The organism is Actinacidiphila glaucinigra, from assembly GCF_035918135.1.
In the GTDB taxonomy this organism is placed as follows: domain Bacteria; phylum Actinomycetota; class Actinomycetes; order Streptomycetales; family Streptomycetaceae; genus Actinacidiphila; species Actinacidiphila glaucinigra.
On the sequence record NZ_CP109144.1, the window covers coordinates 4609837 to 4631433 of the forward strand.

Below are 21597 nucleotides of genomic sequence, written 5' to 3' on the forward strand. Positions count from 1 at the left end.
AAACACGATGCGCAGCGCCGCGACCGTTTCCTACACGACACTCCGGATTATGTACGTATGGCCGTTTGTATGGAGCACACGCGGGGGCCACGGTCAGTGCTGACGCCGGCGGCTCGCCCGGGCCGCCTTGGCCCGCCGAGTCGCGCCACGCACACCTCCGGGACTCTCCCCCGCAAGCACCCGCACCACGGTCGACAGCGGATCCACGATCCCCTCGCCGACCTGCACCACGGAGGTCTCCACCGCACCGAGGCGGCTCAGTGCGGCACGCGCGGCCTTCAGCTCCTCCTCGGCCGTGTCTCCCTTGAGGACCGTCATCTCCCCATGCGGACGGAGCAGCGGAAGCCCCCAGCCGGCGAGGCGGTCCAGTGGGGCCACGGCGCGCGCGGTCACCACGTCCACCGGCGGCACCTTGCCGACCATCTCCTCGGCCCGGCCACGCACCACCACGACATTGGACAGCCCCAGCAGCCGCACGGCCTCCTCGAGGAAGGTCGTCCTGCGCAGCAGCGGTTCCAGCAGGGTGATACTGAGGTCCGGCCGGGTCAGTGCCAGCGGAATGCCCGGGAGTCCCGCGCCCGAGCCCACGTCGCAGACCGAAACGCCCTGGGGAATCACCTCGGCGAGCACCGCGCAGTTCAGCAGGTGACGCTCCCACAGCCGGGGCACCTCCCGCGGACCGATCAGCCCGCGGCGCACGCCCGCATCGGCCAGCAGTTCCGCGTACCGCACCGCGTCCGCGAAGCGCTCCCCGAACACCTCACGTGCCGCCTCCGGCGCCGGGGGAAGCTCCGCCGCTGCCTCCGTCACGAGAACCGTCCTTCCGTTGTTTCGGGCCTTCACCAGGCTGACAAGGTTCGGCCCCGCCTGCGAACAGACGGGGCCGAGTGAGTACTGCTGAGACCGGGGAGGTCAGGAAGCCGGAAGAACGACCACCCGGCGCTCGGGCTCCTCGCCCTCGGACTCGCTGCGCAGCCCCGCGGCGGCCACGGCGTCGTGGACGACCTTGCGCTCGAAGGGCGTCATCGGCTTGAGCTTGACCGGCTCGCCGGAGTTCTTGACCTCCTCGGCCGCCTTCTCGCCCAGCTCCGTCAGCTCGGCCCGCTTCTGCGCCCGGAAGCCGGCGATGTCCAGCATCAACCGGCTGCGGTCGCCGGTCTCCCGGTGGACCGCGAGCCGGGTCAGCTCCTGGAGCGCCTCCAGCACCTCGCCGTCCCGGCCGACGAGCTTGCTGAGGTCACGGCTCGACGAGTCGCCGACGATGGAGACCGAAGCACGATCCCCCTCGACGTCCATGTCGATGTCACCGTCGAGGTCGGCGATGTCCAGCAGCCCCTCGAGGTAGTCGGCCGCGATCTCGCCCTCCTGCTCGAGGCGGGTGAGCGCGTCGGTGGTGTTGCCGTCCGTCACGGCGGGACTCCTCTGCTACTTCTTCTTCGACAGGTTCGGCTTGTCCGCGCCGCTGCTCGGCTTGGGCTTGGTTCCCGCGGCCGCCCCGCCTCCCGGCTTGGGCTTGGTGCCGCCGGCACCGGCCGGCTGCGCGGGGCCGCCCGTCTGGCGCTGGGACTTGCTCTGGCGCTTGGGCTGGGTGCGCTTCACCGGCGCCACGTCCTGCGGCTCCTGCTCGGCGGCGGGCTCGACCTTCAGCTTGCCCTTGGCCTTCAGGCGCTCTTCGCGCTGCTTGAAGGCGAGGCTGCCGGGGGTCGGGTTCCGGCGGATGACGAACATCTGCTGCCCCATGGTCCACACGTTGGTGGTCAGCCAGTAGATGAGGACACCGACGGGGAAGTTGATGCCGAAGACGGCGAACATGATCGGGAAGACGTACATCAGCATCTTCTGCTGCTGCATGAACGGCGTCTTCACCGTCATGTCGACGTTCTTCGTCATCAGCTGGCGCTGCGTGTAGAACTGCGAGGCCGACATCAGGACGATCATGATGACCGTGACCACGCGGACGTCGGTGACCGAGGCGCCGAGCGAGGCGAGCTTGTCGGCGCTGTCGGTGAACTTCGCGGCGAGCGGGGCGCCGAAGATGTGCGCCTTCTGGGCGCTGTTGACCAGGTCCTGGCTCATCACGCCGACCTGCTTGCCCTGAGCGATGTAGCTCAGCACGTGGTACAGCGAGAAGAAGAAGGGGGACTGCGCCAGGATCGGAAGGCACGAGGAGAGCGGGTTGGTGCCCGTCTCCTTGTACAGCTTCATCATCTCTTCGGACTGACGCTGCTTGTCGTTCTTGTAGCGCTCCTGGATCGCCTTCATCTTGGGCTGGAGCGCCTGCATGTTCCGGGTCGACTTGATCTGCTTCACGAAGAGCGGGATCAGGCAGATCCGGATCAGGACCACCAGGGAGACGATCGACAGGCCCCAGGCCAGTCCGCCGTCCTTGTCAAAGACGAGGCCGTACAGCGAGTGGAACTGGACAATGATCCACGAAACGGCATCGTAGAGGGGGTTCAAGATCCCCACGGTCAGGCTCCTTGGGCATGAGGCGTCTCGACGGGCTCGGGAGTAACGGACCCGCCCGGTGCGTCACCCCGGAGGGCTTCGCGCAGGCGAGCGTGCCACGGCGGGCGCTTACGCGGCGGGACATGGTCCACACCGCCCAGCGACCACGGGTTGCAACGCAGGATCCGCCACGCGGTCAGGGCAGTGCCCTTGATCGCGCCGTGCCGATCGATCGCCGTATACCCGTAGTGCGAACACGAGGGGTAGTACTTGCAGACCGGACCGAGCAACGGGCTGATGGTCCACTGGTAAATCTTGATCAAGGCCAGCAACGGGTACTTCATAGCGCCACCCCCAGGAGCCTCCCGAGGGCGGCATCCAGGTCTCGGGCCAGCTGTGAATGGTCTGCGTCACCCGCACCGGGCAGCGCTCGTACGACTACCAGGCTACCGGGGGGCAGCACGGACAGACGTTCGCGGACCAGGTGACGAAGCCGACGCTTGACCAGGTTCCGGGTCACCGCGCCACCGACGGCCTTGCTCACGACGAAACCCGCACGCGCCGGGGAGGCACTCCCCCCCGCTGCGTGCGGGTCCCTTGTGTCACTGTCGGTGCGCAGGTGGACGACCAGGAGTGGACGTCCGGCCCGGCGTCCTCGACGCACCGCGATCGCGAAGTCCTGCCGCCGCCTCAGCCGATTCTCGGTGGGCAGCACGACTACACCTCGCGCTTCGGTGCGATCAGGCGGACAGGCGGGCGCGGCCCTTGCTGCGGCGGGTCGCGAGAATGGCGCGGCCGGCACGCGTACGCATACGCAGCCGGAAGCCGTGGGTCTTGGCGCGACGACGGTTGTTCGGCTGGAAGGTGCGCTTGCTCACTCGGGGGCTCCAGGATGAATCGTGTGTTGGCGGGGCGTCGCCTGGCTGTCACCGTGCGCCCACGAGAGAACTCGCGAAACATTCAGGTGTGCACCGCTTGACGATCACCGGAGTGATCCTCGCCCATCGGTAGGCAGGCGGCAGCAGCCATCGACAACTCGACCTGGTTACGGTACGCGGGGCCGCGCCGTCAGGTCAAACCAGCCTCGGTGACGGACAGGGGACGCCGCCATCCGGACGTGGTTTTGCACACCCTGTGGACAACGACTTGAACCAGGCAGGCCGCGCTGACTACCGTGGCTCAACTCCGAAACATTCCCGTCCGTCCCAAGAACCACACCTTCGTGGGACCCATCGGCACCAACCAGCGACCGAGAGAGCGTGCACTGTGGCTGACGTAACTGCCGATCTTGCCTCAGTGTGGCCCAGGGTCCTGCAGAAACTGCTCGCCGAGAGCGATGACATCAAGCCGAAGGACGCGGAGTGGCTGCAGCGGACCCAGCCGCTGGCGCTCGTCGCGGGCACGGCGGTGCTGTCGGCCCCCAACGAGTTCGCCAAGAGCGTGCTGGAGGGACGGCTCCTCCCGCTGATCACCGACGTCCTCAGCCGTGAGTTCGGTCACCCCGTGGGCATCGCCATCGCCGTCGCCTCGGGCGGCGAGCCGGAGGCGGCCCCCGCGCCGCCGGCCCCGGTCGCCCCCGAACCGCAACCCCAGGCCCAGCCGCAGCCGCTCGGGTACGGCGCGGAGCCCCCCCGGTACGGCGAGCGTCCGCACGGCTACGGCGAGGTCCCGCGGATGCGCCCGGCCTACCCCGAGCACGCGGTCGGGCCCGGCGGCGGTGCGGGCGGCTGGCCGCCCCACGACCCCGAGGACCGCTGGCAGCAGCAGCGGTTCGGTGACTACCAGGAGCGCGAGCGGTACCAGCCACCCGCCTCGCGCTACGAGATGCCCCCGGCTCACCAGCCCCCGGCGCGCCCGGAGCCGGTGCCGCCGCAGATGCCGACCATGCCGACGCCGCGCACCGGTGGCGGCAACGGTGCCGGTTCGCCCTCGGGCGCCGGGGCGGGGACGAGCGGTTCCGGCGGGCCGGCCGAGCCCACCGCGCGGCTGAACCCCAAGTACCTCTTCGACACCTTCGTCATCGGCGCCTCCAACCGCTTCGCGCACGCCGCGGCGGTCGCCGTCGCGGAGGCCCCGGCCAAGGCGTACAACCCGCTCTTCATCTACGGGGAGTCCGGCCTCGGCAAGACGCACCTGCTGCACGCGATCGGGCACTACGCGCGCAGCCTCTACCCGGGCACGCGGGTGCGCTACGTGAGTTCCGAGGAGTTCACCAACGAGTTCATCAACTCCATCCGCGACGGCAAGGCGGACGCGTTCCGCAAGCGCTACCGCGACATGGACATCCTGCTCGTCGACGACATCCAGTTCCTGGCGAGCAAGGAGTCGACGCAGGAGGAGTTCTTCCACACCTTCAACACCCTGCACAACGCCAACAAGCAGATCGTGCTCTCCTCGGACCGGCCGCCCAAGCAGCTGGTGACGCTGGAGGACCGGCTGCGCAACCGCTTCGAGTGGGGCCTGATCACCGACGTCCAGCCGCCCGAGCTGGAGACCCGGATCGCGATCCTGCGCAAGAAGGCGGTGCAGGAGCAGCTCAACGCCCCGCCGGAGGTGCTGGAGTTCATCGCCTCCCGGATCTCGCGGAACATCCGCGAGCTGGAGGGCGCGCTGATCCGGGTGACGGCCTTCGCCAGCCTCAACCGGCAGCCGGTGGACCTGCAGCTCACCGAGATCGTGCTGAAGGACCTGATCCCGGGCGGGGAGGACTCCGTCCCCGAGATCAGCGGACAGGCGATCATGGCGGAGACGGCCTCGTACTTCGGGCTGGACGTGGAGGACCTCTCCGGCTCCTCCCGCAGCCGGGTGCTCGTCACGGCCCGGCAGATCGCCATGTACCTGTGCCGTGAGCTCACGGACCTGTCGCTGCCCAAGATCGGCGCCCTGTTCGGCGGCCGCGACCACACGACCGTCATGCACGCGGACCGCAAGATCCGCTCCCTGATGGCCGAGCGGCGGTCCATCTACAACCAGGTCACCGAGCTCACCAACCGCATCAAGAGCTGACGCGGGCCTTCCCGCACGCCCTCTCGTCCGTCCACAGCGCCCCGGGCCAACTCCCGGGGCGCTTCTCGTTGTTCGATTGCGCCGGCCGCGGCCTGGGGACAGGAACGTCTCTCCACAGGTCGGGGCGGATTTCCCCCGTCCACAGCCTGGGGATGCCCGGGTTGTCCAGAACGTGTCCACAGGCCGGGCCGGGGGATACTCATTCGGGCTGCTGGGAGCCATGTGGATTTGTGGGCAACCGGGATCCACAGACTGTGGACGCTCCGGCCGCCCACAGGACCGCCCTCACGGTTGTCCACCGCTCGCCCACAGGATGGGGCACGTTGTCCCCAGTCGGGGGCCGCTTCTCCACAGTGCTGTCCACTGTTCGGCAACGGAACACACCCGCTCACCGGTCGGAGTGAACCGCATCACACCAACGTGGTGGGTTGGGCTGGGGAGAACCCGGGTATTCCTGGGGACAGCGCTGGGGAGAACCGGGGGTCTCCTGTGAATCGCGTGTGCACAACTTTCGGCCGTCCACAGAACGGCCCGGTTGTCCACGGGCTCCGCCCACAGGCGCGGTGGACAAAAAACAGGGCCTGACCTGCACCGGAACCACTTATCCACGGTATCCACACCCCCTATTACTACGACCAGGGATAGTTACCGGGGAATCTGCTTCGAAGTGGGTCCTGTGCACAACCGAGCCGCGGGCCGTCGGCCTCCCCGCCCTCCGGCTTGACCCCAACCCGCACCGCATGTCCGTGGCGGCTGTCAGACTGTTCCCGGCAAGAGGGCCAGCAGGGCCAAGAGAGTCGGCCACAGACAGCCAGCAACAGCAGGAGGCGGTTCCGGTGAAGATCCGGGTGGAGCGCGATGTACTCGCGGAGGCAGTGGCCTGGGCGGCCCGCAGTCTCCCGGCCCGTCCCCCGGTGCCGGTCCTGGCGGGCCTGCTGCTGAAGGCCGAGGCGGGCCAGCTGAGCCTGTCCGGCTTCGACTACGAGGTCTCGGCCCGGGTGTCCGTCGAGGCGGACGTGGAGGAGGACGGCACCGTCCTCGTCTCCGGCCGGCTGCTCGCCGACATCTCGCGGGCACTTCCCAACAGGCCTGTGGAGATCTCCACCGACGGCGTGCGGGTCACCGTCGTCTGCGGCAGCTCGCGATTCACACTCCACACCCTGCCTGTGGAGGAGTACCCGGCGCTGCCCGCGATGCCCACCGCCTCCGGCACCGTCCCCGGCGAGGTCTTCGCCGCGGCCGCCGCCCAGGTCGCCATCGCCGCCGGCCGTGACGACACCCTGCCGGTGCTGACCGGTGTGCGGATCGAGATCGAGGGCGACACCGTCACCCTGGCCGCCACCGACCGCTACCGCTTCGCGGTCCGCGAGTTCCTGTGGAAGCCGGAGACCCCGGACATCTCCGCGGTCGCCCTGGTGCCCGCCAAGACGCTGCTGGACACCGCCAAGTCCCTCACCAACGGCGACTCGGTCGCCATCGCCCTGGCCGGCTCCGGCGCGGGCGAGGGCCTGATCGGCTTCGAGGGCGCGGGCCGCCGCACCACCACCCGCCTGCTCGAGGGCGATCTGCCGAAGTACCGGACGCTCTTCCCGACCGAGTTCAACTCCGTCGCGGTGATCGAGACCGCCCCCTTCGTCGAGGCCGTCAAGCGCGTGGCCCTGGTGGCCGAGCGCAACACGCCGGTCCGGCTGAGCTTCGAGCAGGGCGTGCTGACCCTGGAGGCCGGTTCCAGCGACGACGCACAGGCTGTGGAGCGGGTGGACGCGAAGCTGGAGGGCGACGACATCTCGATCGCCTTCAACCCGACGTTCCTGCTGGACGGCCTGAGCGCGATCGACTCGCCGGTGGCGCAGCTGTCGTTCACCACCTCGACGAAGCCGGCGCTGCTCAGCGGCCGTCCGGCCGTCGACGCCGAGGCCGACGACGCGTACAAGTACCTGATCATGCCGGTCCGGCTGTCCGGCTGACGCGAGGCCTGTCCGGTCGCGTCGCCCTGCGGGAGCCGACGTAGGCTCGACGTAGGTCAGGCAGGCTTCGAACGAAGGATCAACGATGGAGCTCGGTCTCATCGGTCTCGGCAAGATGGGCGGGAACATGCGCACGCGCATCCGCCAAGCCGGTCACACCGTCATCGGCTACGACCGCAATCCGGATCTCGCCGATGTCCACAGCCTGCAGGAACTTGTGGACAAGCTCGCGGCCCCGCGTGTGGTGTGGGTGATGGTGCCGGCCGGCGCCGCGACCCAGTCGACGATCGATGAGCTCGGTGAGCTGCTCTCCCCCGGTGACGTCGTCGTCGACGGCGGCAACTCCCGCTGGACGGACGACGAGAAGCACGCCGGGGAACTGGCCGCCAAGGGCATCGGCTTTGTCGACTGCGGTGTCTCCGGCGGCGTCTGGGGCCTGGAGAACGGCTACGCGCTGATGTACGGCGGCGAGGCCGAGCACGTCGAGAAGGTGCAGCCGGTCTTCAACGCCCTCAAGCCGGTGGGCAGCTTCGGTTCCGTCCACGCGGGCAAGGTCGGCGCCGGCCACTTCGCGAAGATGGTCCACAACGGCATCGAGTACGCCATGATGCAGGCCTACGCCGAGGGCTGGGAGCTGCTGGAGAAGGTCCACTCGGTCACCGACGTGCGCGAGGTGTTCCGCTCCTGGCAGGAGGGCACCGTCATCCGCTCCTGGCTGCTGGACCTGGCCGTCAACGCCCTCGACGAGGACGAGCACCTCGACAAGCTCAAGGGCTATGCGGAGGACTCGGGCGAGGGCCGCTGGACCGTCGAGGCCGCCATCGACCACGCCGTGCCGCTCCCCGCGATCACCGCGTCGCTCTTCGCCCGCTTCGCGTCCCGCCAGGACGACTCCCCGCAGATGAAGATGATCGCCGCGCTGCGCAACCAGTTCGGCGGCCACGCCGTCGAGAAGCACTAGTCACACCCACGGGAAGGAGGCGGCGCGCAGCCATGCACGTCGCGCATCTGTCGCTCGCCGACTTCCGTTCCTACGCCCGGGTCGAGGTCCCGCTCGACCCGGGCGTCACCGCCTTCGTCGGCCCCAACGGCCAGGGCAAGACCAATCTGGTCGAGGCCATCGGCTATCTGGCGACCCTCGGCAGCCACCGCGTCGCGAACGACGCCCCGCTGGTGCGGATGGGCGCGGACCGGGCGATCGTGCGGGCGTCCGTGACGCAGGGCGAGCGGCAGCAGCTGATCGAGCTGGAGATCAACCCGGGCCGCTCCAACCGGGCCCGGCTCAACCGCTCCTCCCAGGTCCGCCCGCGCGACCTGCTGGGGATAGTCAGGACGGTGCTCTTCGCCCCCGAGGACCTGGCCCTGGTCAAGGGCGACCCCGGGGAGCGCCGGCGCTTCCTCGACGAACTGCTCACCGCCCGGGCACCCCGGCTGGCGGGCGTCCGCAGCGACTACGAGCGGGTCCTCAAGCAGCGCAACACCCTGCTGAAATCCGCCGCCGTGGCCCGCCGCCACGGCGGCCGCGGGGGCGACCTGTCCACGCTCGACATCTGGGACCAGCACCTGGCCAGGGCCGGTGCCGAGCTGCTGGCGCAGCGCCTGGACCTCACCCACGCCCTGCAGCCGCTGGCGGACAAGGCGTACGAGCAGCTGGCACCGGGCGGCGGCCCGGTCGTCCTGGAGTACCGCAGTTCGATCGGCGAACGGATCGCCGGGGCGTCGGGCCGCGAGGAGCTGTACGGACTGCTGCTGGAGGCCCTGGGCGAAGCACGCAAGCAGGAGATCGAGCGGGGCGTGACCCTGGTCGGCCCGCACCGGGACGACCTCTCCCTCAAGCTGGGCCAGCTCCCCGCCAAGGGGTACGCGAGCCACGGAGAGTCCTGGTCGTACGCGCTGGCGCTGCGCCTCGCCTCGTACGACCTGCTGCGTGCCGACGGCGGCGAGCCGGTGCTGGTGCTGGACGACGTCTTCGCCGAGCTCGACGCCCGGCGCCGCGCCCGGCTGGCGGAGCTGGTGGCACCCGGTGAGCAGGTCCTGGTGACGGCGGCGGTGGACGACGACGTGCCGGACGTGCTGATCGGCGCCCGGTACGCGGTGGAGGACGGCGGCGTGGAGCGGGCATGACGGATCAGCAGCAGCCGGGGCAGGGGACGGCCGCCGGGGAGAAGCCGGTGACCGGCGTCGACCTGGCCAGGGTCGCGCTGCGCGCCGCCAAGGAGCAGGCCCGCGCCAGGGGCGCGGCCGCGCAGCAGAAGAAGCAGGCCCGGCGCGGAGGGTTGCGCAGCGGCGCGCGGGCGGACGGGCGGGATCCGCTGCCCCTGGGCGCCGCGATCAGCCGGCTGATCACGGAGCGCGGCTGGGAGGCCCCGGCGGCGGTGGGCGGCGTGATGGGCCGCTGGCCGGAGCTCGTGGGTGACGACGTGGCTCTCCACTGCCAGCCCCAGCGGTACGACGAGGAGGAGTGCGTCCTCACCGTGCAGTGCGACTCCACGGCCTGGGCGACGCAGCTGCGGCTGCTCGCCCCGACGCTGGTGGCCAGGCTGAACGCCGATCTCGGGCACGGCACCGTGAAACTGATCAAGGTCCTGGGACCGGGGGGACCGGTGCGTTCGTACGGGCGGCTGCGTGCTCCCGGGAGCCGCGGGCCGGGCGATACGTACGGATAGGCCGGAAACCTGCTGTGCGTAATCGGGTCGAAGCCCTGTGCGCCCGCGTGAGCCGTTTTGAGACCCGGTCCGCGTGTGGGGAGTCGGCAGGAGGTACTTCAGTCGGGCACACGGGAACTCAGGTACCGCCAAAGCCCCATCTATGTCGGCGCTACCGGTAGACTGGTGGCTGTACCGCCCGCCCCTGGCCTCCGGCACCGGGGGACCCCAGCGGGACCAGTCGAAGATGTCGAGTGATGAAGCCGGTTCCGCCCCGCGGGACCCGGCTCGTGCTGTGCCAGAAAGGGCGCTTCGTGGCCGATTCCGGCAACCCCAACGAGATCAATACGTCCGCAGCTGACGGCTCCGCCGCGCCCGCCTCAGGCGCGGCGTACGACGCCAGCGCGATCACCGTCCTGGAGGGCCTGGACGCGGTTCGCAAGCGCCCGGGCATGTACATCGGCTCGACGGGCGAGCGCGGCCTGCACCACCTGGTGTACGAGGTCGTCGACAACTCCGTCGACGAGGCGCTGGCCGGTCATGCGGACACCATCAACGTCACGATCCTCCCCGACGGCGGCGTGCGCGTCATCGACAACGGCCGCGGCATCCCCGTGGACATCGTGCCGTCGGAGGGCAAGCCCGCCGTCGAGGTCGTGCTGACCGTCCTCCACGCCGGCGGCAAGTTCGGCGGCGGCGGTTACGCCGTCTCCGGCGGTCTGCACGGCGTCGGCGTCTCCGTGGTGAACGCCCTGTCGACGAAGGTCGCGGTCGAGGTCAAGCGTGAGGGCTTCCGCTGGACCCAGGACTACAAGATGGGCGTCCCGACCGCCCCGCTGCAGAAGAACGAGGAGGTTTCGGAGAACGGCACCTCGGTGACCTTCTGGGCCGACGGGGACATCTTCGAGACCCTCGAGTACTCCTTCGAGACGCTCTCGCGCCGCTTCCAGGAGATGGCCTTCCTGAACAAGGGCCTGACCATCTCGCTCACCGACGAGCGCCCCGAGCACGCGGACGTGGAGAACGAGGGCCAGCCGCGCTCGGTCGCGTACCACTACGAGGGCGGCATCGTCGACTTCGTGAAGTACCTGAACTCGCGCAAGGGCGAGACGGTCCACCCGTCGGTGATCGACATCGACGCGGAGGACAAGGAGCGGATGCTCTCCGTCGAGGTCGCGATGCAGTGGAACACCCAGTACAGCGAGGGTGTCTACAGCTTCGCCAACACCATCCACACCCATGAGGGCGGCACCCACGAGGAGGGCTTCCGCGCCGCGCTGACCACGCTGGTCAACAAGTACGCGCGCGAGAAGAAGCTGCTCCGGGAGAAGGACGACAACCTCACCGGCGAGGACATCCGCGAGGGCCTGACCGCGATCATCTCGGTCAAGCTGGGCGAGCCGCAGTTCGAGGGCCAGACCAAGACCAAGCTCGGCAACACCGAGGCGAAGACCTTCGTCCAGAAGGTCGTGCACGAGCACCTGACGGACTGGCTGGACCGCAACCCCAACGAGGCCGCGGACATCATCCGCAAGTCGATCCAGGCGGCCACCGCCCGTGTCGCCGCCCGCAAGGCGCGCGATCTGACGCGCCGCAAGGGCCTGCTGGAGACGGCGTCGCTGCCGGGCAAGCTGAGCGACTGCCAGTCCAACGACCCCGCCAAGTGCGAGATCTTCATCGTCGAGGGTGACTCCGCCGGCGGCTCGGCCAAGTCCGGCCGCAACCCGCAGTACCAGGCGATCCTCCCGATCCGCGGCAAGATCCTGAACGTGGAGAAGGCGCGGATCGACAAGATCCTGCAGAACACGGAGATCCAGGCGCTGATCTCGGCCTTCGGCACCGGTGTGCACGAGGACTTCGACATCTCGAAGCTGCGCTATCACAAGATCATCCTGATGGCCGACGCCGACGTGGACGGCCAGCACATCAACACCCTGCTGCTGACCTTCCTGTTCCGCTTCATGCGGCCGCTGGTCGAGGCGGGCCACGTGTACCTCTCCCGTCCTCCGCTCTACAAGATCAAGTGGGGCCGGGACGACTTCGAGTACGCGTACTCGGACTCCGAGCGCGACGCCCTGATCGAGCTGGGCCGCCAGAACGGCAAGCGCGTGCGCGAGGACTCGATCCAGCGCTTCAAGGGCCTCGGCGAGATGAACGCCGAGGAACTGCGGGTCACCACGATGGACGTCGACCACCGCGTGCTCGGCCAGGTCACCCTGGACGACGCGGCCCTCGCCGACGACCTGTTCTCGGTGCTGATGGGCGAGGACGTCGAGGCCCGGCGCTCCTTCATCCAGCGCAACGCCAAGGATGTCCGCTTCCTCGACATCTGAGTCGGCCCCCATCAGCCGCCGCCCGAAAGGACTTTGACCAGCAATGGCCGACGAGAATTCCCCTGTCTCCGGCGGGGAGAACCCCACCCCTGCCACGCCCGAGGGCCCCGAGGGCGCCGCCGCGGTGACGGACACCATGCGTATCGAGCCCGTGGGCCTCGAGACGGAGATGCAGCGCAGCTACCTGGACTACGCGATGTCCGTCATCGTGTCGCGCGCGCTGCCCGACGTCCGGGACGGCCTCAAGCCCGTCCACCGCCGTGTGCTGTACGCGATGTACGACGGCGGCTACCGCCCGGAGCGCGGCTTCTACAAGTGCGCCCGTGTCGTCGGTGACGTCATGGGTACGTACCACCCGCACGGCGACTCCTCGATCTACGACGCGCTCGTGCGTCTGGCCCAGCCGTGGTCGATGCGCATGCCGCTGGTGGACAGCAACGGCAACTTCGGCTCCCCGGGCAACGACCCGGCGGCTGCCATGCGGTACACCGAGTGCAAGATGGCCCCGCTCTCCATGGAGATGGTCCGGGACATCGACGAGGACACCGTCGACTTCCAGGACAACTACGACGGCCGCAACCAGGAGCCGACGGTCCTGCCGTCGCGCTTCCCCAACCTGCTGATCAACGGCTCCGCCGGCATCGCGGTCGGCATGGCGACCAACATCCCGCCGCACAACCTGCGCGAGGTCGCCGAGGGCGCCCAGTGGTACCTGGCCAACCCCGAGGCGTCCAACGAGGACCTGCTGGAGGCGCTCATCGAGCGCATCAAGGGTCCCGACTTCCCGACCGGCGCCCTGGTGGTGGGCCGCAAGGGCATCGAGGAGGCGTACCGCACCGGGCGCGGCTCGATCACGATGCGCGCGGTGGTCGAGGTCGAGGAGATCCAGGGCCGGCAGTGCCTGGTCGTCACCGAGCTGCCCTACCAGGTCAACCCCGACAACCTGGCGCAGAAGATCGCCGACCTGGTGAAGGACGGCCGGGTCGGCGGCATCGCCGACGTCCGGGACGAGACCTCCTCCCGGACCGGGCAGCGCCTGGTGATCGTGCTCAAGCGCGATGCCGTCGCCAAGGTCGTGCTGAACAACCTCTACAAGCACACCGACCTGCAGACGAACTTCGGCGCCAACATGCTGGCGCTGGTCGACGGCGTGCCGCGCACGCTGTCGCTGGACCAGTTCATCAAGCAGTGGGTGACCCACCAGATCGAGGTCATCGTCCGCCGGACGCGCTTCCGGCTGCGCAAGGCCGAGGAGCGCGCGCACATCCTGCGCGGTCTGCTGAAGGCCCTGGACGCGATCGACGAGGTCATCGCCCTCATCCGGCGCAGCGCGACCGTCGACGTGGCCCGTGAGGGCCTGATGGGCCTGCTGGAGATCGACGAGATCCAGGCCAACGCGATCCTGGAGATGCAGCTCCGCCGCCTGGCGGCCCTGGAGCGGCAGAAGATCGTCCAGGAGCACGACGAGCTCCAGGCGAAGATCAACGAGTACAACCGCATCCTGGCCTCGCCCGAACTCCAGCGCGGCATCATCAGCACCGAGCTGTCGGCGATCGTGGACAAGTTCGGCGACGACCGGCGCTCGGCGCTGGTGCCCTTCGACGGTGACATGTCCATCGAGGACCTGATCGCCGAGGAGGACATCGTCGTCACGATCACCCGTGGCGGCTACGTCAAGCGCACCAAGACGGACGACTACCGCTCGCAGAAGCGCGGCGGCAAGGGCGTGCGCGGTACGAAGCTGCGGGAAGACGACATCGTCGACCACTTCTTCGTCACCACCACGCACCACTGGCTGCTGTTCTTCACCAACAAGGGCCGGGTCTACCGTGCCAAGGCCTACGAACTGCCGGACGTCGGCCGTGACGCCCGCGGGCAGCACGTGGCGAACCTGCTGGCCTTCCAGCCGGACGAGCAGATCGCCCAGGTGCTGGCCATCCGCGACTACAACGCGGCCCCCTACCTGGTGCTCGCCACCCGCTCGGGCCTGGTGAAGAAGACCTCGCTGAAGGACTACGACTCCCCCCGCTCCGGCGGTGTCATCGCGATCAACCTGCGGGAGACCGAGGACGGCAGCGAGGACCTGCTGATCGGCGCCGAGCTGGTCGGCCCGGCCGACGACCTGCTGCTGGTCAGCCGCAAGGCGCAGTCCATCCGGTTCACCGCGACGGACGAGTCGCTGCGCCCGATGGGCCGTGCCACATCGGGTGTGAAGGGCATGAGCTTCCGCGAAGGGGACGAACTGCTCTCGATGAATGTCGTGCGACCGGGTACGTTCGTCTTCACCGCCACCGACGGCGGGTACGCCAAGCGCACCAGTGTGGACGAGTACCGGGTCCAGGGGCGCGGCGGACTCGGCATCAAGGCGGCCAAGATCGTCGAAGATCGGGGCTCCCTGGTCGGGGCGCTGGTGGTGGAGGAGACCGATGAGATCCTCGCCATCACCCTCGGCGGCGGTGTGATTCGCACCCGTGTCAACGAGATCAGGGAAACCGGGCGTGACACCATGGGCGTCCAACTGATCAACCTCGGTAAAAAGGATGCAGTTGTGGGCGTCGCCCGCAATGCCGAGGCGGGGGCGGAGGCCGAAGAGGTCGTCGCCGCCGAAGAGGCCGAGGGCGAGCAGCCCGTGGCCGCCGAGTCGGAGGAGTAGAAGACCGTGAGTGGAGCCGAGGGCGCCGCGGGTGGGACGGGCGCGGACGGAGGGCAGCCGATGCCGGCCGCCCTTCCGGACGCGATCGGCGGTGCCCCTGGCCCACGTACGGACAACGGCCCGCACCAGGGGGGAATCACCGTGACTGACACCCGTCCATCGCAGCACCAGCACGCCGTGCACCAGCAGACCTACGGGGGCGCGCCCGGCGCCCCGGTCACCGAGCAGCCGCAGCAGCCCCAGCACCAGCCGGAGGGCCCGCACCAGCCGCCTCAGGCGTACGCGCCCCCGGCCGGGGGCCCCGCGACCGCAGGCGTCCGCCAGCCGCGTCCGGCGGCCCGTACCGTCCCGCGCACGCGCAAGGCGCGGCTGCGGGTGGCGAAGGCCGACCCGTGGTCGGTGATGAAGGTCAGCTTCCTGCTCTCCATCGCGCTGGGCATCTGCACGGTCATCGCGGTCGCGGTGCTGTGGATGGTGATGGACGCCATCGGCGTCTTCACGACGGTCGGCGGCACGCTCAGCGAGGCCACCTCGTCCGGCTCGGACGGCGGCTTCGACCTGGTGTCGTTCCTGTCGATGTCGCGCGTGCTGACCTTCACGGCGGTCATCGCGGTCATCGACGTCGTGCTGGCCACGGCGCTGGCCACGCTCGGCGCCTTCATCTACAACATGTCGGCCGGCATGGTGGGCGGCGTCGAGCTGACGCTGGCGGAGGACGAGTAACCGATTTTGGGCCACGGCCCCGTGTGCGCTAATCTTTCAACGCAACGCAGCGCGGGGCTATAGCTCAGACGGTTAGAGCGCTTCCCTGATAAGGAAGAGGCCACAGGTTCAAGTCCTGTTAGCCCCACCGCGTGAACGGCCCGTACGGATCATCCGTACGGGCCGTTTCTTTGTCCGCGTCGGCGGAGTTGGATCCGGTGGCAGGTCACCGTTCGATATCGACCGGTGTGTATAGTCGGGCCCGTCGGAGGACCCCCAACGCAAGAAGGACGAGGTCGCGCGGTGAAGAAGTTTCTCCTGGTCGCACTGGCCGCCATCGGCGGTCTCCTCGTGTACCGCCAGATCCAGGCGGACCGCGCCGAGCAGGACCTGTGGACGGAGGCCACGGACTCCGTTCCGGCGGGTTCCGGCGCGAGCGTCTGAGACGGCACAGCCCGGACGAAGGATTCCCGAGGCCCCGATCACGATGTGGTCGGGGCCTCGTCATGTCCGCGGCGTTGTTGCCCGACCGTGACGTGATCCGCTTGTATTTGCTGTCGCAAATCAATAGCTTCGCTGAGGCCGGAGATGTGCGAGGGGGAACAGCACATGCGACGAGGAAATGCGCTGCCATGCGGACCCGTGGGGCGGCTGGGGCGGCTGGGGCCGCTGGGGGCCGCCGTGTGCGGGCTCGCGGTGCTGGGCGCCCTGCTGGGCCCGGCCGGGACGGCACAGGCCGCCGGCACCGCGGCCGGCGCTGCCGACGACGGCGACCGCGACGGGCTGGTCATGGTGCTGGACTCCTCCGGCTCCATGGCGGGCGCCCGTATGACGGCGGCCAGGCAGGCCGTCGGAGCCGTCGTGGACGCGCTGCCGGACGGCTACCCCACGGGACTGCGGGTCTACGGCGCGGGCAAGGAGCACGGCTGCGACGACACCCGGCTGCTGGAGCCCGTACGGCCCCTGGACCGGGACGCCCTGAAGCAGGCCGTGGCGGGCGTGCGGCCCAAGGGGGACACCCCCATCGGTCTGTCGCTGCAGAAGGCGGCCGCCGATCTGCCCGAGGGCGGGCGGCGGACGATCGTGCTGGTCTCCGACGGCGAGGACACCTGCGGGGCGCCCGAACCCTGCGAGGTGGCGGCACGGCTTGCCGGGCAGGGCGCGGACCTGCGGATCGACACCATCGGCTTCCAGGTGCGGGGCGGTGCCCGTGAGCAGCTGGAGTGCATCGCCGCGGCGGGTCACGGCAGCTATTACGACGCCCCCGACTCCGCCTCGCTCGTGCGGCAGTTGACGCGGGCCTCACGGTTGAGCGCGGACGCGTACCGCCTCCAGGGGCGGCGGGTGACCGGCGGGTCGGCTGCCCCCGGTGCTCCGGCCCTGTCCCCCGGCCAGTACACCGACGACATCGGACCCGGCGAGACCCGCTGGTACGCGGTGACCCTGGACGCGGCCTCCACGGCCGACCTGGCGGTGACCGCGGTGCCGCGGCCGGGGGTGGGGGCCGCGTACGGGGACGGTGTCGAGCTGCGGCTGGCCGGCACCGGCAGGTATCCCCTCACCTGCGGCTCGGACTCGGCGCACTTCGGGCAGGACGAGGGCGCGATGGTGGTCGGCGGCGCCGTCAGCCGGATCCCCAGTGACGACCGGGACGGCGCATGCGACAAGGCCGGGCGCTATGTGCTCTCCGTGCACCGCACCAGTGCCGCCGGTTCCGACCGGGCCCGCTGGCCCCTGGAGCTGCGGTACGGCACCGAGCGGCCGTTCGCGGCGGGCGCCACCCCTGCACCGGCCGCCACCCGCTACGGGGACCCTCCGGCGGTCCTGACGGGCGCACCGCACGACGTCGAGGGCGGTACGGGGTTCAACGACGCGCGCAGGCTCGGCACGGGCATCTGGCGCGACACGCTGCTGCCCGGGCAGACGCGCTTCTACAAGGTGCGGGTGGGCTGGGGACAGCGTCTGACCTACTCCGCCGACTTCGCCAACGAACCGCTCCTGCAGGGGGGTTCCACGGCCTCCTCCTTCGTGGCGACGGCCGCGTACGGGCCGGGACGGCAGCCTCTGGGCGATGCCTCCGGTGCCTCGCAGCGCCGCGGCTACTACGGGCGGCCGCTGTCCGTGGGGCTCGGGACCGTGCCGGTGACGTGGACCAACCGCTGGGTCGCGGGCGGCAGCGCCCGGGGCGCCCGTACGGCGGGCGAGCACTACGTCGCCGTGTCGCTGGGGCCGGGCGCGGCGGGGCTGGCGCGGAACGCGGCGGTACGGGTCGTCCTGCGCGTGGACGTGGCGGGTACGGAGCTGGCCGGGCCGGAGTACGGGGCACCCGCACGCGGCGGCGGGTCGGGCGCCGGGGGCACGGACACCACCGTGGCCGGCGCCGCCGCGGACGGAGGAGGCTTCATGACGGCGAGCGACGCGGTCGCGGCTGCCGCGGGCGGCGCGGTGGCGCTCGCCGGGGTCGGGACGGTGGTCCTGCTGGGCCGCAGACGGAGGGACGGGGCATGATCCGGAGGGCACTCACATCGGCTGCGGCGCTCGCGCTGCTGGCGGGAGCGGCGGGAGCGGCGTCCGCCGACCCGGCGGTCCCCTCCTGGCAGCCGCAGGGCGAGCGGATACAGGGCCGGGCGAGCACCGCGGACGCCCCGCAGCTCAAACCGGGCGTCCTGTACCGGGACAGCCTGGCGGCGGACGAGGGCGGCAGGAACTACGCCCTCGACCTGGACGCGGTGCACTCGTCCTACCTCGCCGTCTTCGCGCTGCCCCGTCCGGGCACAGAGGTCGCGTACGGGGACGGCATCGAGCTGACGCTGACCAGCACCGACGGCACCCGCTGCGACAGCGGCCACCGGACGTTCTCGGCCGACGGGGCGGCGCGGCCGATCGGCACCTGGGTCAAGCGCACCATCGCCAAGGGCGGGCCGTGCCAGGAGGCGCACGCGTACGTCCTGGAGGTGACCCGCACGTCGCAGGGCACCTCGGACGCCGCGCCCTGGCCGCTGCAGATCCGTCTCACCGAGGAGCCGGGGCTCACCGGCGGGGCCACGCCCGGGCCCGCCCTCAGCCCCGGCACGCGGACGCCGGTGCCCCAGAGCGGCACCGCCCGCGGCACCACCGGCGGCGCGGACCTCGCCCATGCCGGGGCTCTGGGCACCGGGGTCTGGCGGGACGAGGTGCTGCCCGGTCAGACGCGCTTCTACCGGGTGCCGGTCGGCTGGGGACAACAGGCCTGGGTCGCGGCGGACTTCGCCAATGCGGACGTGACGAAGCCGGGCGGCTACAGCGGCTCCGGTGTGCGCGTGGAGGTCTACAACCCCCGCTGGGCCTTCATCGGCACCGACACCGCCTCCTACTCGGGCGAGCAGACCTCCGTCACCGCCACGACCGGCAGGGTCGCCTACGCCAACCGCTACGAGAGCGGTGACGCCGTGACGGCGGCCCGTTTCGACGGCTCCTACTACCTGGCGGTGTCGGTGCACCCGGAGGTCGCGGGCTTTGTCGACGGAGCCGTCCCGGTCACCCTGCGGGTCAACGTCGAGGGCACCGCGCAGGCCGGACCGTCCTACGACGGTGACCCGGGCAAGGACCTGGGTCTGCCCGGGGAGCCCGGCTCGGGGAACCCGCTGCTGCGCGCCCTCGGCTTCGCGGCGCTGGGCGCCGGCACCGTGCTGCTGCTGTCGCTCGCGGTCTGGACGGTGGCCGCGCGGCGCGGTCCTGCCGCGGTCTCAGGAGGACGCTGACAGCGCCCAGAAGCCGAAGGCGAGGCAGAGGGCCGCGACCAGCAGCATCGGCACGACGACCCTGGCGGGAGGGCCGGGGCGACGCGCGGGTGCCTGCGTGGCGGCATGGGCGGCGGTCACGGCCGGGGCGACGGCCGGGGCGACGGCCGGGGGCGGTGGCACCGGCGGTGCGAGGGCGGCGGCGGGAGCGGCCACCGCGGCGCCGGCACCCGTCGCGGTGGCCGTGTACGGACGGGTGGGCGCCGGGGTGACCGGCGCCTGCGTCGCCGGTGTGGGCGGCGTCGGGGCCGTCGCGAGCGGGCGGGGGGCGGGCGGCGGCAGGCGGAAGCTCCCGGTCTCCTCCACGGACGGGGCCGGATCGATCGGGCCGTCGGGGGAGAAGCCCGCGGGGAGCGGCCCGATCTGGTCGAAGACCTCGACGGCCTCCTCGTCCGGCTCCGGGTCCGGCAGCAGTTCGACCGCGGCCGCCAGGGCCTTGCGGGCGCCCGAGGCGGTGCGGAAGCGGGCCTCGGGGTCCGGCTGCAACAGGGTGCCGATCACCTCCCACAGCGGCCCGGGGACGCCCCGCGGGGCCCGGGGCATGCCGTGGGCGTACTGGGTGACGACCGCCTCCGCGTCGGGCTTGCTGCCGCTGAGCAGATAGAGGGCGACCAGCCCCGTCGCGTACAGGTCGGCGGGGAAGTCCGGCTCGGCGCCGAGCAGCTGCTCCGGGGCGAAGTAACCCGGGGTGCCCACCACGTAGTCGGCCGCGGTGAGCCGGGGCTCCCCCTTGCGCATGGCGATGCCGAAGTCCGACAGGCGCAGGTGCGGGCGCCCGGTGCCGGTCGCCTCCATCAGCAGGTTCGCGGGTTTGATGTCCCGGTGCACCACGCCCTCGGCGTGCACGGCCGTCAGGCCGGACAGCAACTGGTCGAGCAGGCCGCTGACATAGCGCGCAGGGAGCGGGCCGTAGTCGCCGATGAGGTGCGACAGCGAGCCGCCGCGCACCAGGTCCATGGTGAACAGCACCTTGTCGTCGTCGGCCGCCCAGCTCGTGGGGGCGAGGACGTACGGGTGGTCGATGCGCAGCGCCTGCTCCCGGACGAAGCGCAGCAGGGCGTGGGCGTCCCGTTGCAGCAGCACCTTGGCCGCCACGTAGCGCCCGCGCCGCCGGTCCCAGGCGCGCCACACCTCGCCCACCCCGCCGCGGCCGATCGGATCGACCAGTTCGTACCGGCCCGCGAAGACCTCACCCATGGTGTGCGTCCGCCCCCTGTTTCCGCGCCTCGTAGTCCCGGACCGCCGCGTCGGACGGCCCGGCACCGTACACCCGGAGGAACTCTGCCAGTTGGGGGTGGCGGTGGGCGAGGGAGTCGGCCGCCTCGGCGATCTCGGCCGGCGAGGCGACCTCGTGCAGCAGCGCGCGGACCTCGTGGACGACCCGGCGCGCGGGCGGCAGCGGCGTCCCGGTCGTGCTCTGGGTGGTGCCGAGCAGCGGGGAGCCCGCGGATCCCCGGATCTCCTCCATCCGCGGCACGGCGTCCGCCGCGGTCACCGCTCCGCCGGACACCTCCGAGGCGAGCTCCTGCAGCGCCTGGAGCCGCTGCACCACCGCGGGGTTGCCGATCTTCGCGCGCTGTCCGCTCATCAGCTGGGACAGCATCGGCGCCGACAGCCCCAGCACCCCCGCCAGCCGTGCCTGGTTCAGCCCCAGGGACTCCATGAGCCGGCGGAACAGCACGCCGAGCGGCTCGCCGTACCAGGTGCGCTGCATGTCCTGGACGCGGGTGGTGGCGTCCGGCTGCGAGGTGTCCATTGCGGGCTCCTGACGGGGGACCTTTGCGGCCGCGAACTTGCCCGTCATCCTACGGACCCCCGATACTCGGTCGGTGATCCTCTCCGCAGCCGGTACGCTGGTCTGCGGCACGGGGCCTTAGCTCAGTTGGTAGAGCGCCGTCTTTGCATGGCGGATGTCAGGGGTTCGACTCCCCTAGGCTCCACACCGTCCGACCGGGCCGGGAACCTCATCGAGGTCCCGGCCTGTCGTGTGTCCGGAGCCGGGTGCGGGATCGCCCTCCGGATCCCTCCGGGAGCGCCGGCGCGTTCGTGCGGCAGAATCGGCGG

At 70.7% G+C, this 21597-nt stretch carries 18 protein-coding genes, 2 tRNA genes and 1 pseudogene; 13 read left to right on the forward strand and 8 right to left on the reverse strand.

Annotation, left to right across the window (positions count from 1 at the left end):
• Positions 1-93 precede the first annotated feature (93 nt).
• The 6 genes from rsmG to rpmH all read right to left on the reverse strand — a co-directional run bounded on the left by rsmG (position 94) and on the right by rpmH (position 3326).
• Positions 94-810: a 16S rRNA (guanine(527)-N(7))-methyltransferase RsmG gene (rsmG, locus tag OIE69_RS20590; protein WP_326573592.1), complete on the reverse strand. Its 717-nt coding sequence runs from the start codon at positions 808-810 to the stop codon at positions 94-96.
• A 102-nt stretch (positions 811-912) separates the two neighbouring features.
• Entirely contained in the window at positions 913-1410 is a 498-nt protein-coding gene (locus OIE69_RS20595) for a Jag family protein (RefSeq protein WP_326573594.1), read from the reverse strand.
• A gap of 15 nt (positions 1411-1425) precedes the next feature.
• Positions 1426-2469 (reverse strand): membrane protein insertase YidC, encoded by a 1044-nt coding sequence (yidC, locus tag OIE69_RS20600; protein WP_326573596.1) that lies wholly within the window; start codon positions 2467-2469, stop codon positions 1426-1428.
• A gap of 2 nt (positions 2470-2471) precedes the next feature.
• Positions 2472-2792 carry a membrane protein insertion efficiency factor YidD gene (gene yidD, locus OIE69_RS20605; protein ID WP_037731476.1) on the reverse strand — a complete coding sequence of 107 codons (321 nt, stop codon included), beginning with the start codon at positions 2790-2792 and terminating at the stop codon, positions 2472-2474.
• Positions 2789-3163: a ribonuclease P protein component gene (rnpA, locus tag OIE69_RS20610; protein WP_326573602.1), complete on the reverse strand. Its 375-nt coding sequence runs from the start codon at positions 3161-3163 to the stop codon at positions 2789-2791. Before rnpA ends, yidD begins: the two co-directional genes overlap by 4 nt.
• Before the next feature lie 25 nt (positions 3164-3188).
• Entirely contained in the window at positions 3189-3326 is a 138-nt protein-coding gene (gene rpmH, locus OIE69_RS20615) for a 50S ribosomal protein L34 (RefSeq protein ID WP_003975051.1), read from the reverse strand.
• 388 nt (positions 3327-3714) lie between these two features.
• Here rpmH and dnaA point away from each other — a divergent pair, with 388 nt between their 5' ends.
• From dnaA to OIE69_RS20675, 12 genes and pseudogenes are all read left to right on the forward strand, one after another.
• Positions 3715-5454, forward strand: coding sequence for a chromosomal replication initiator protein DnaA (gene dnaA, locus OIE69_RS20620; protein ID WP_326573664.1), 1740 nt, complete (start codon positions 3715-3717; stop codon positions 5452-5454).
• Positions 5455-6290: 836 nt separating this feature from the next.
• A complete protein-coding gene (gene dnaN / locus OIE69_RS20625) occupies positions 6291-7421 on the forward strand; it encodes a DNA polymerase III subunit beta (protein WP_089225443.1) in 1131 nt (376 codons plus the stop codon).
• Between the two features lie 79 nt (positions 7422-7500).
• Positions 7501-8382: pseudogene (gene gnd / locus OIE69_RS20630) on the forward strand (phosphogluconate dehydrogenase (NAD(+)-dependent, decarboxylating)); the annotation flags it as partial.
• A 32-nt stretch (positions 8383-8414) separates the two neighbouring features.
• Positions 8415-9545, forward strand: coding sequence for a DNA replication/repair protein RecF (gene recF / locus OIE69_RS20635; protein ID WP_326573668.1), 1131 nt, complete (start codon positions 8415-8417; stop codon positions 9543-9545).
• Positions 9542-10087, forward strand: coding sequence for a DUF721 domain-containing protein (locus tag OIE69_RS20640; RefSeq protein WP_326573670.1), 546 nt, complete (start codon positions 9542-9544; stop codon positions 10085-10087). Before recF ends, OIE69_RS20640 begins: the two co-directional genes overlap by 4 nt.
• A 269-nt stretch (positions 10088-10356) precedes the next feature.
• Positions 10357-12399, forward strand: a complete 2043-nt coding sequence (gene gyrB, locus OIE69_RS20645; protein ID WP_326581293.1) for a DNA topoisomerase (ATP-hydrolyzing) subunit B — start codon at positions 10357-10359, stop codon at positions 12397-12399.
• A 43-nt stretch (positions 12400-12442) separates the two neighbouring features.
• Positions 12443-15052: a DNA gyrase subunit A gene (gene gyrA, locus OIE69_RS20650; protein WP_326573672.1), complete on the forward strand. Its 2610-nt coding sequence runs from the start codon at positions 12443-12445 to the stop codon at positions 15050-15052.
• A 60-nt stretch (positions 15053-15112) separates the two neighbouring features.
• Entirely contained in the window at positions 15113-15775 is a 663-nt protein-coding gene (locus OIE69_RS20655) for a DUF3566 domain-containing protein (protein WP_392567666.1), read from the forward strand.
• A gap of 53 nt (positions 15776-15828) precedes the next feature.
• Positions 15829-15902 (forward strand) — tRNA-Ile (locus tag OIE69_RS20660).
• Positions 15903-16057: 155 nt separating this feature from the next.
• Positions 16058-16198 carry a DLW-39 family protein gene (locus tag OIE69_RS20665; protein WP_018559211.1) on the forward strand — a complete coding sequence of 47 codons (141 nt, stop codon included), beginning with the start codon at positions 16058-16060 and terminating at the stop codon, positions 16196-16198.
• A 165-nt stretch (positions 16199-16363) separates the two neighbouring features.
• A complete protein-coding gene (locus OIE69_RS20670; RefSeq protein WP_326573677.1) occupies positions 16364-18262 on the forward strand; it encodes a vWA domain-containing protein in 1899 nt (632 codons plus the stop codon).
• Positions 18259-19494, forward strand: a complete 1236-nt coding sequence (locus OIE69_RS20675) for a hypothetical protein (RefSeq protein ID WP_326573679.1) — start codon at positions 18259-18261, stop codon at positions 19492-19494. Before OIE69_RS20670 ends, OIE69_RS20675 begins: the two co-directional genes overlap by 4 nt.
• Here OIE69_RS20675 and OIE69_RS20680 read toward each other — a convergent pair.
• Together OIE69_RS20680 and OIE69_RS20685 are read right to left on the reverse strand one after the other, a co-directional pair.
• Positions 19480-20730, reverse strand: coding sequence for a serine/threonine-protein kinase (locus OIE69_RS20680; RefSeq protein WP_326573681.1), 1251 nt, complete (start codon positions 20728-20730; stop codon positions 19480-19482). The two genes, OIE69_RS20675 and OIE69_RS20680, sit on opposite strands and share 15 nt — an antisense overlap.
• A complete protein-coding gene (locus OIE69_RS20685) occupies positions 20723-21289 on the reverse strand; it encodes a helix-turn-helix domain-containing protein (protein ID WP_326573683.1) in 567 nt (188 codons plus the stop codon). The genes OIE69_RS20680 and OIE69_RS20685 overlap by 8 nt, the downstream gene beginning before the upstream one ends.
• A gap of 111 nt (positions 21290-21400) precedes the next feature.
• Here OIE69_RS20685 and OIE69_RS20690 point away from each other — a divergent pair.
• Positions 21401-21473, forward strand: a tRNA-Ala gene (locus OIE69_RS20690).
• Positions 21474-21597 lie beyond the last annotated feature (124 nt).

Coding starts and splice junctions, on each gene's coding strand:
- OIE69_RS20680 (WP_326573681.1), bottom strand. CDS start 20,730: ATGGGTGAGGTCTTCGCGGGCCGGTACGAACTGGTCGATCCGATCGGC.
- OIE69_RS20640 (WP_326573670.1), top strand. CDS start 9,542: ATGACGGATCAGCAGCAGCCGGGGCAGGGGACGGCCGCCGGGGAGAAG.
- yidD (WP_037731476.1), bottom strand. CDS start 2,792: ATGAAGTACCCGTTGCTGGCCTTGATCAAGATTTACCAGTGGACCATC.
- OIE69_RS20655 (WP_392567666.1), top strand. CDS start 15,113: ATGCCGGCCGCCCTTCCGGACGCGATCGGCGGTGCCCCTGGCCCACGT.
- OIE69_RS20685 (WP_326573683.1), bottom strand. CDS start 21,289: ATGGACACCTCGCAGCCGGACGCCACCACCCGCGTCCAGGACATGCAG.
- OIE69_RS20675 (WP_326573679.1), top strand. CDS start 18,259: ATGATCCGGAGGGCACTCACATCGGCTGCGGCGCTCGCGCTGCTGGCG.
- recF (WP_326573668.1), top strand. CDS start 8,415: ATGCACGTCGCGCATCTGTCGCTCGCCGACTTCCGTTCCTACGCCCGG.
- OIE69_RS20670 (WP_326573677.1), top strand. CDS start 16,364: ATGCGACGAGGAAATGCGCTGCCATGCGGACCCGTGGGGCGGCTGGGG.
- gyrA (WP_326573672.1), top strand. CDS start 12,443: ATGGCCGACGAGAATTCCCCTGTCTCCGGCGGGGAGAACCCCACCCCT.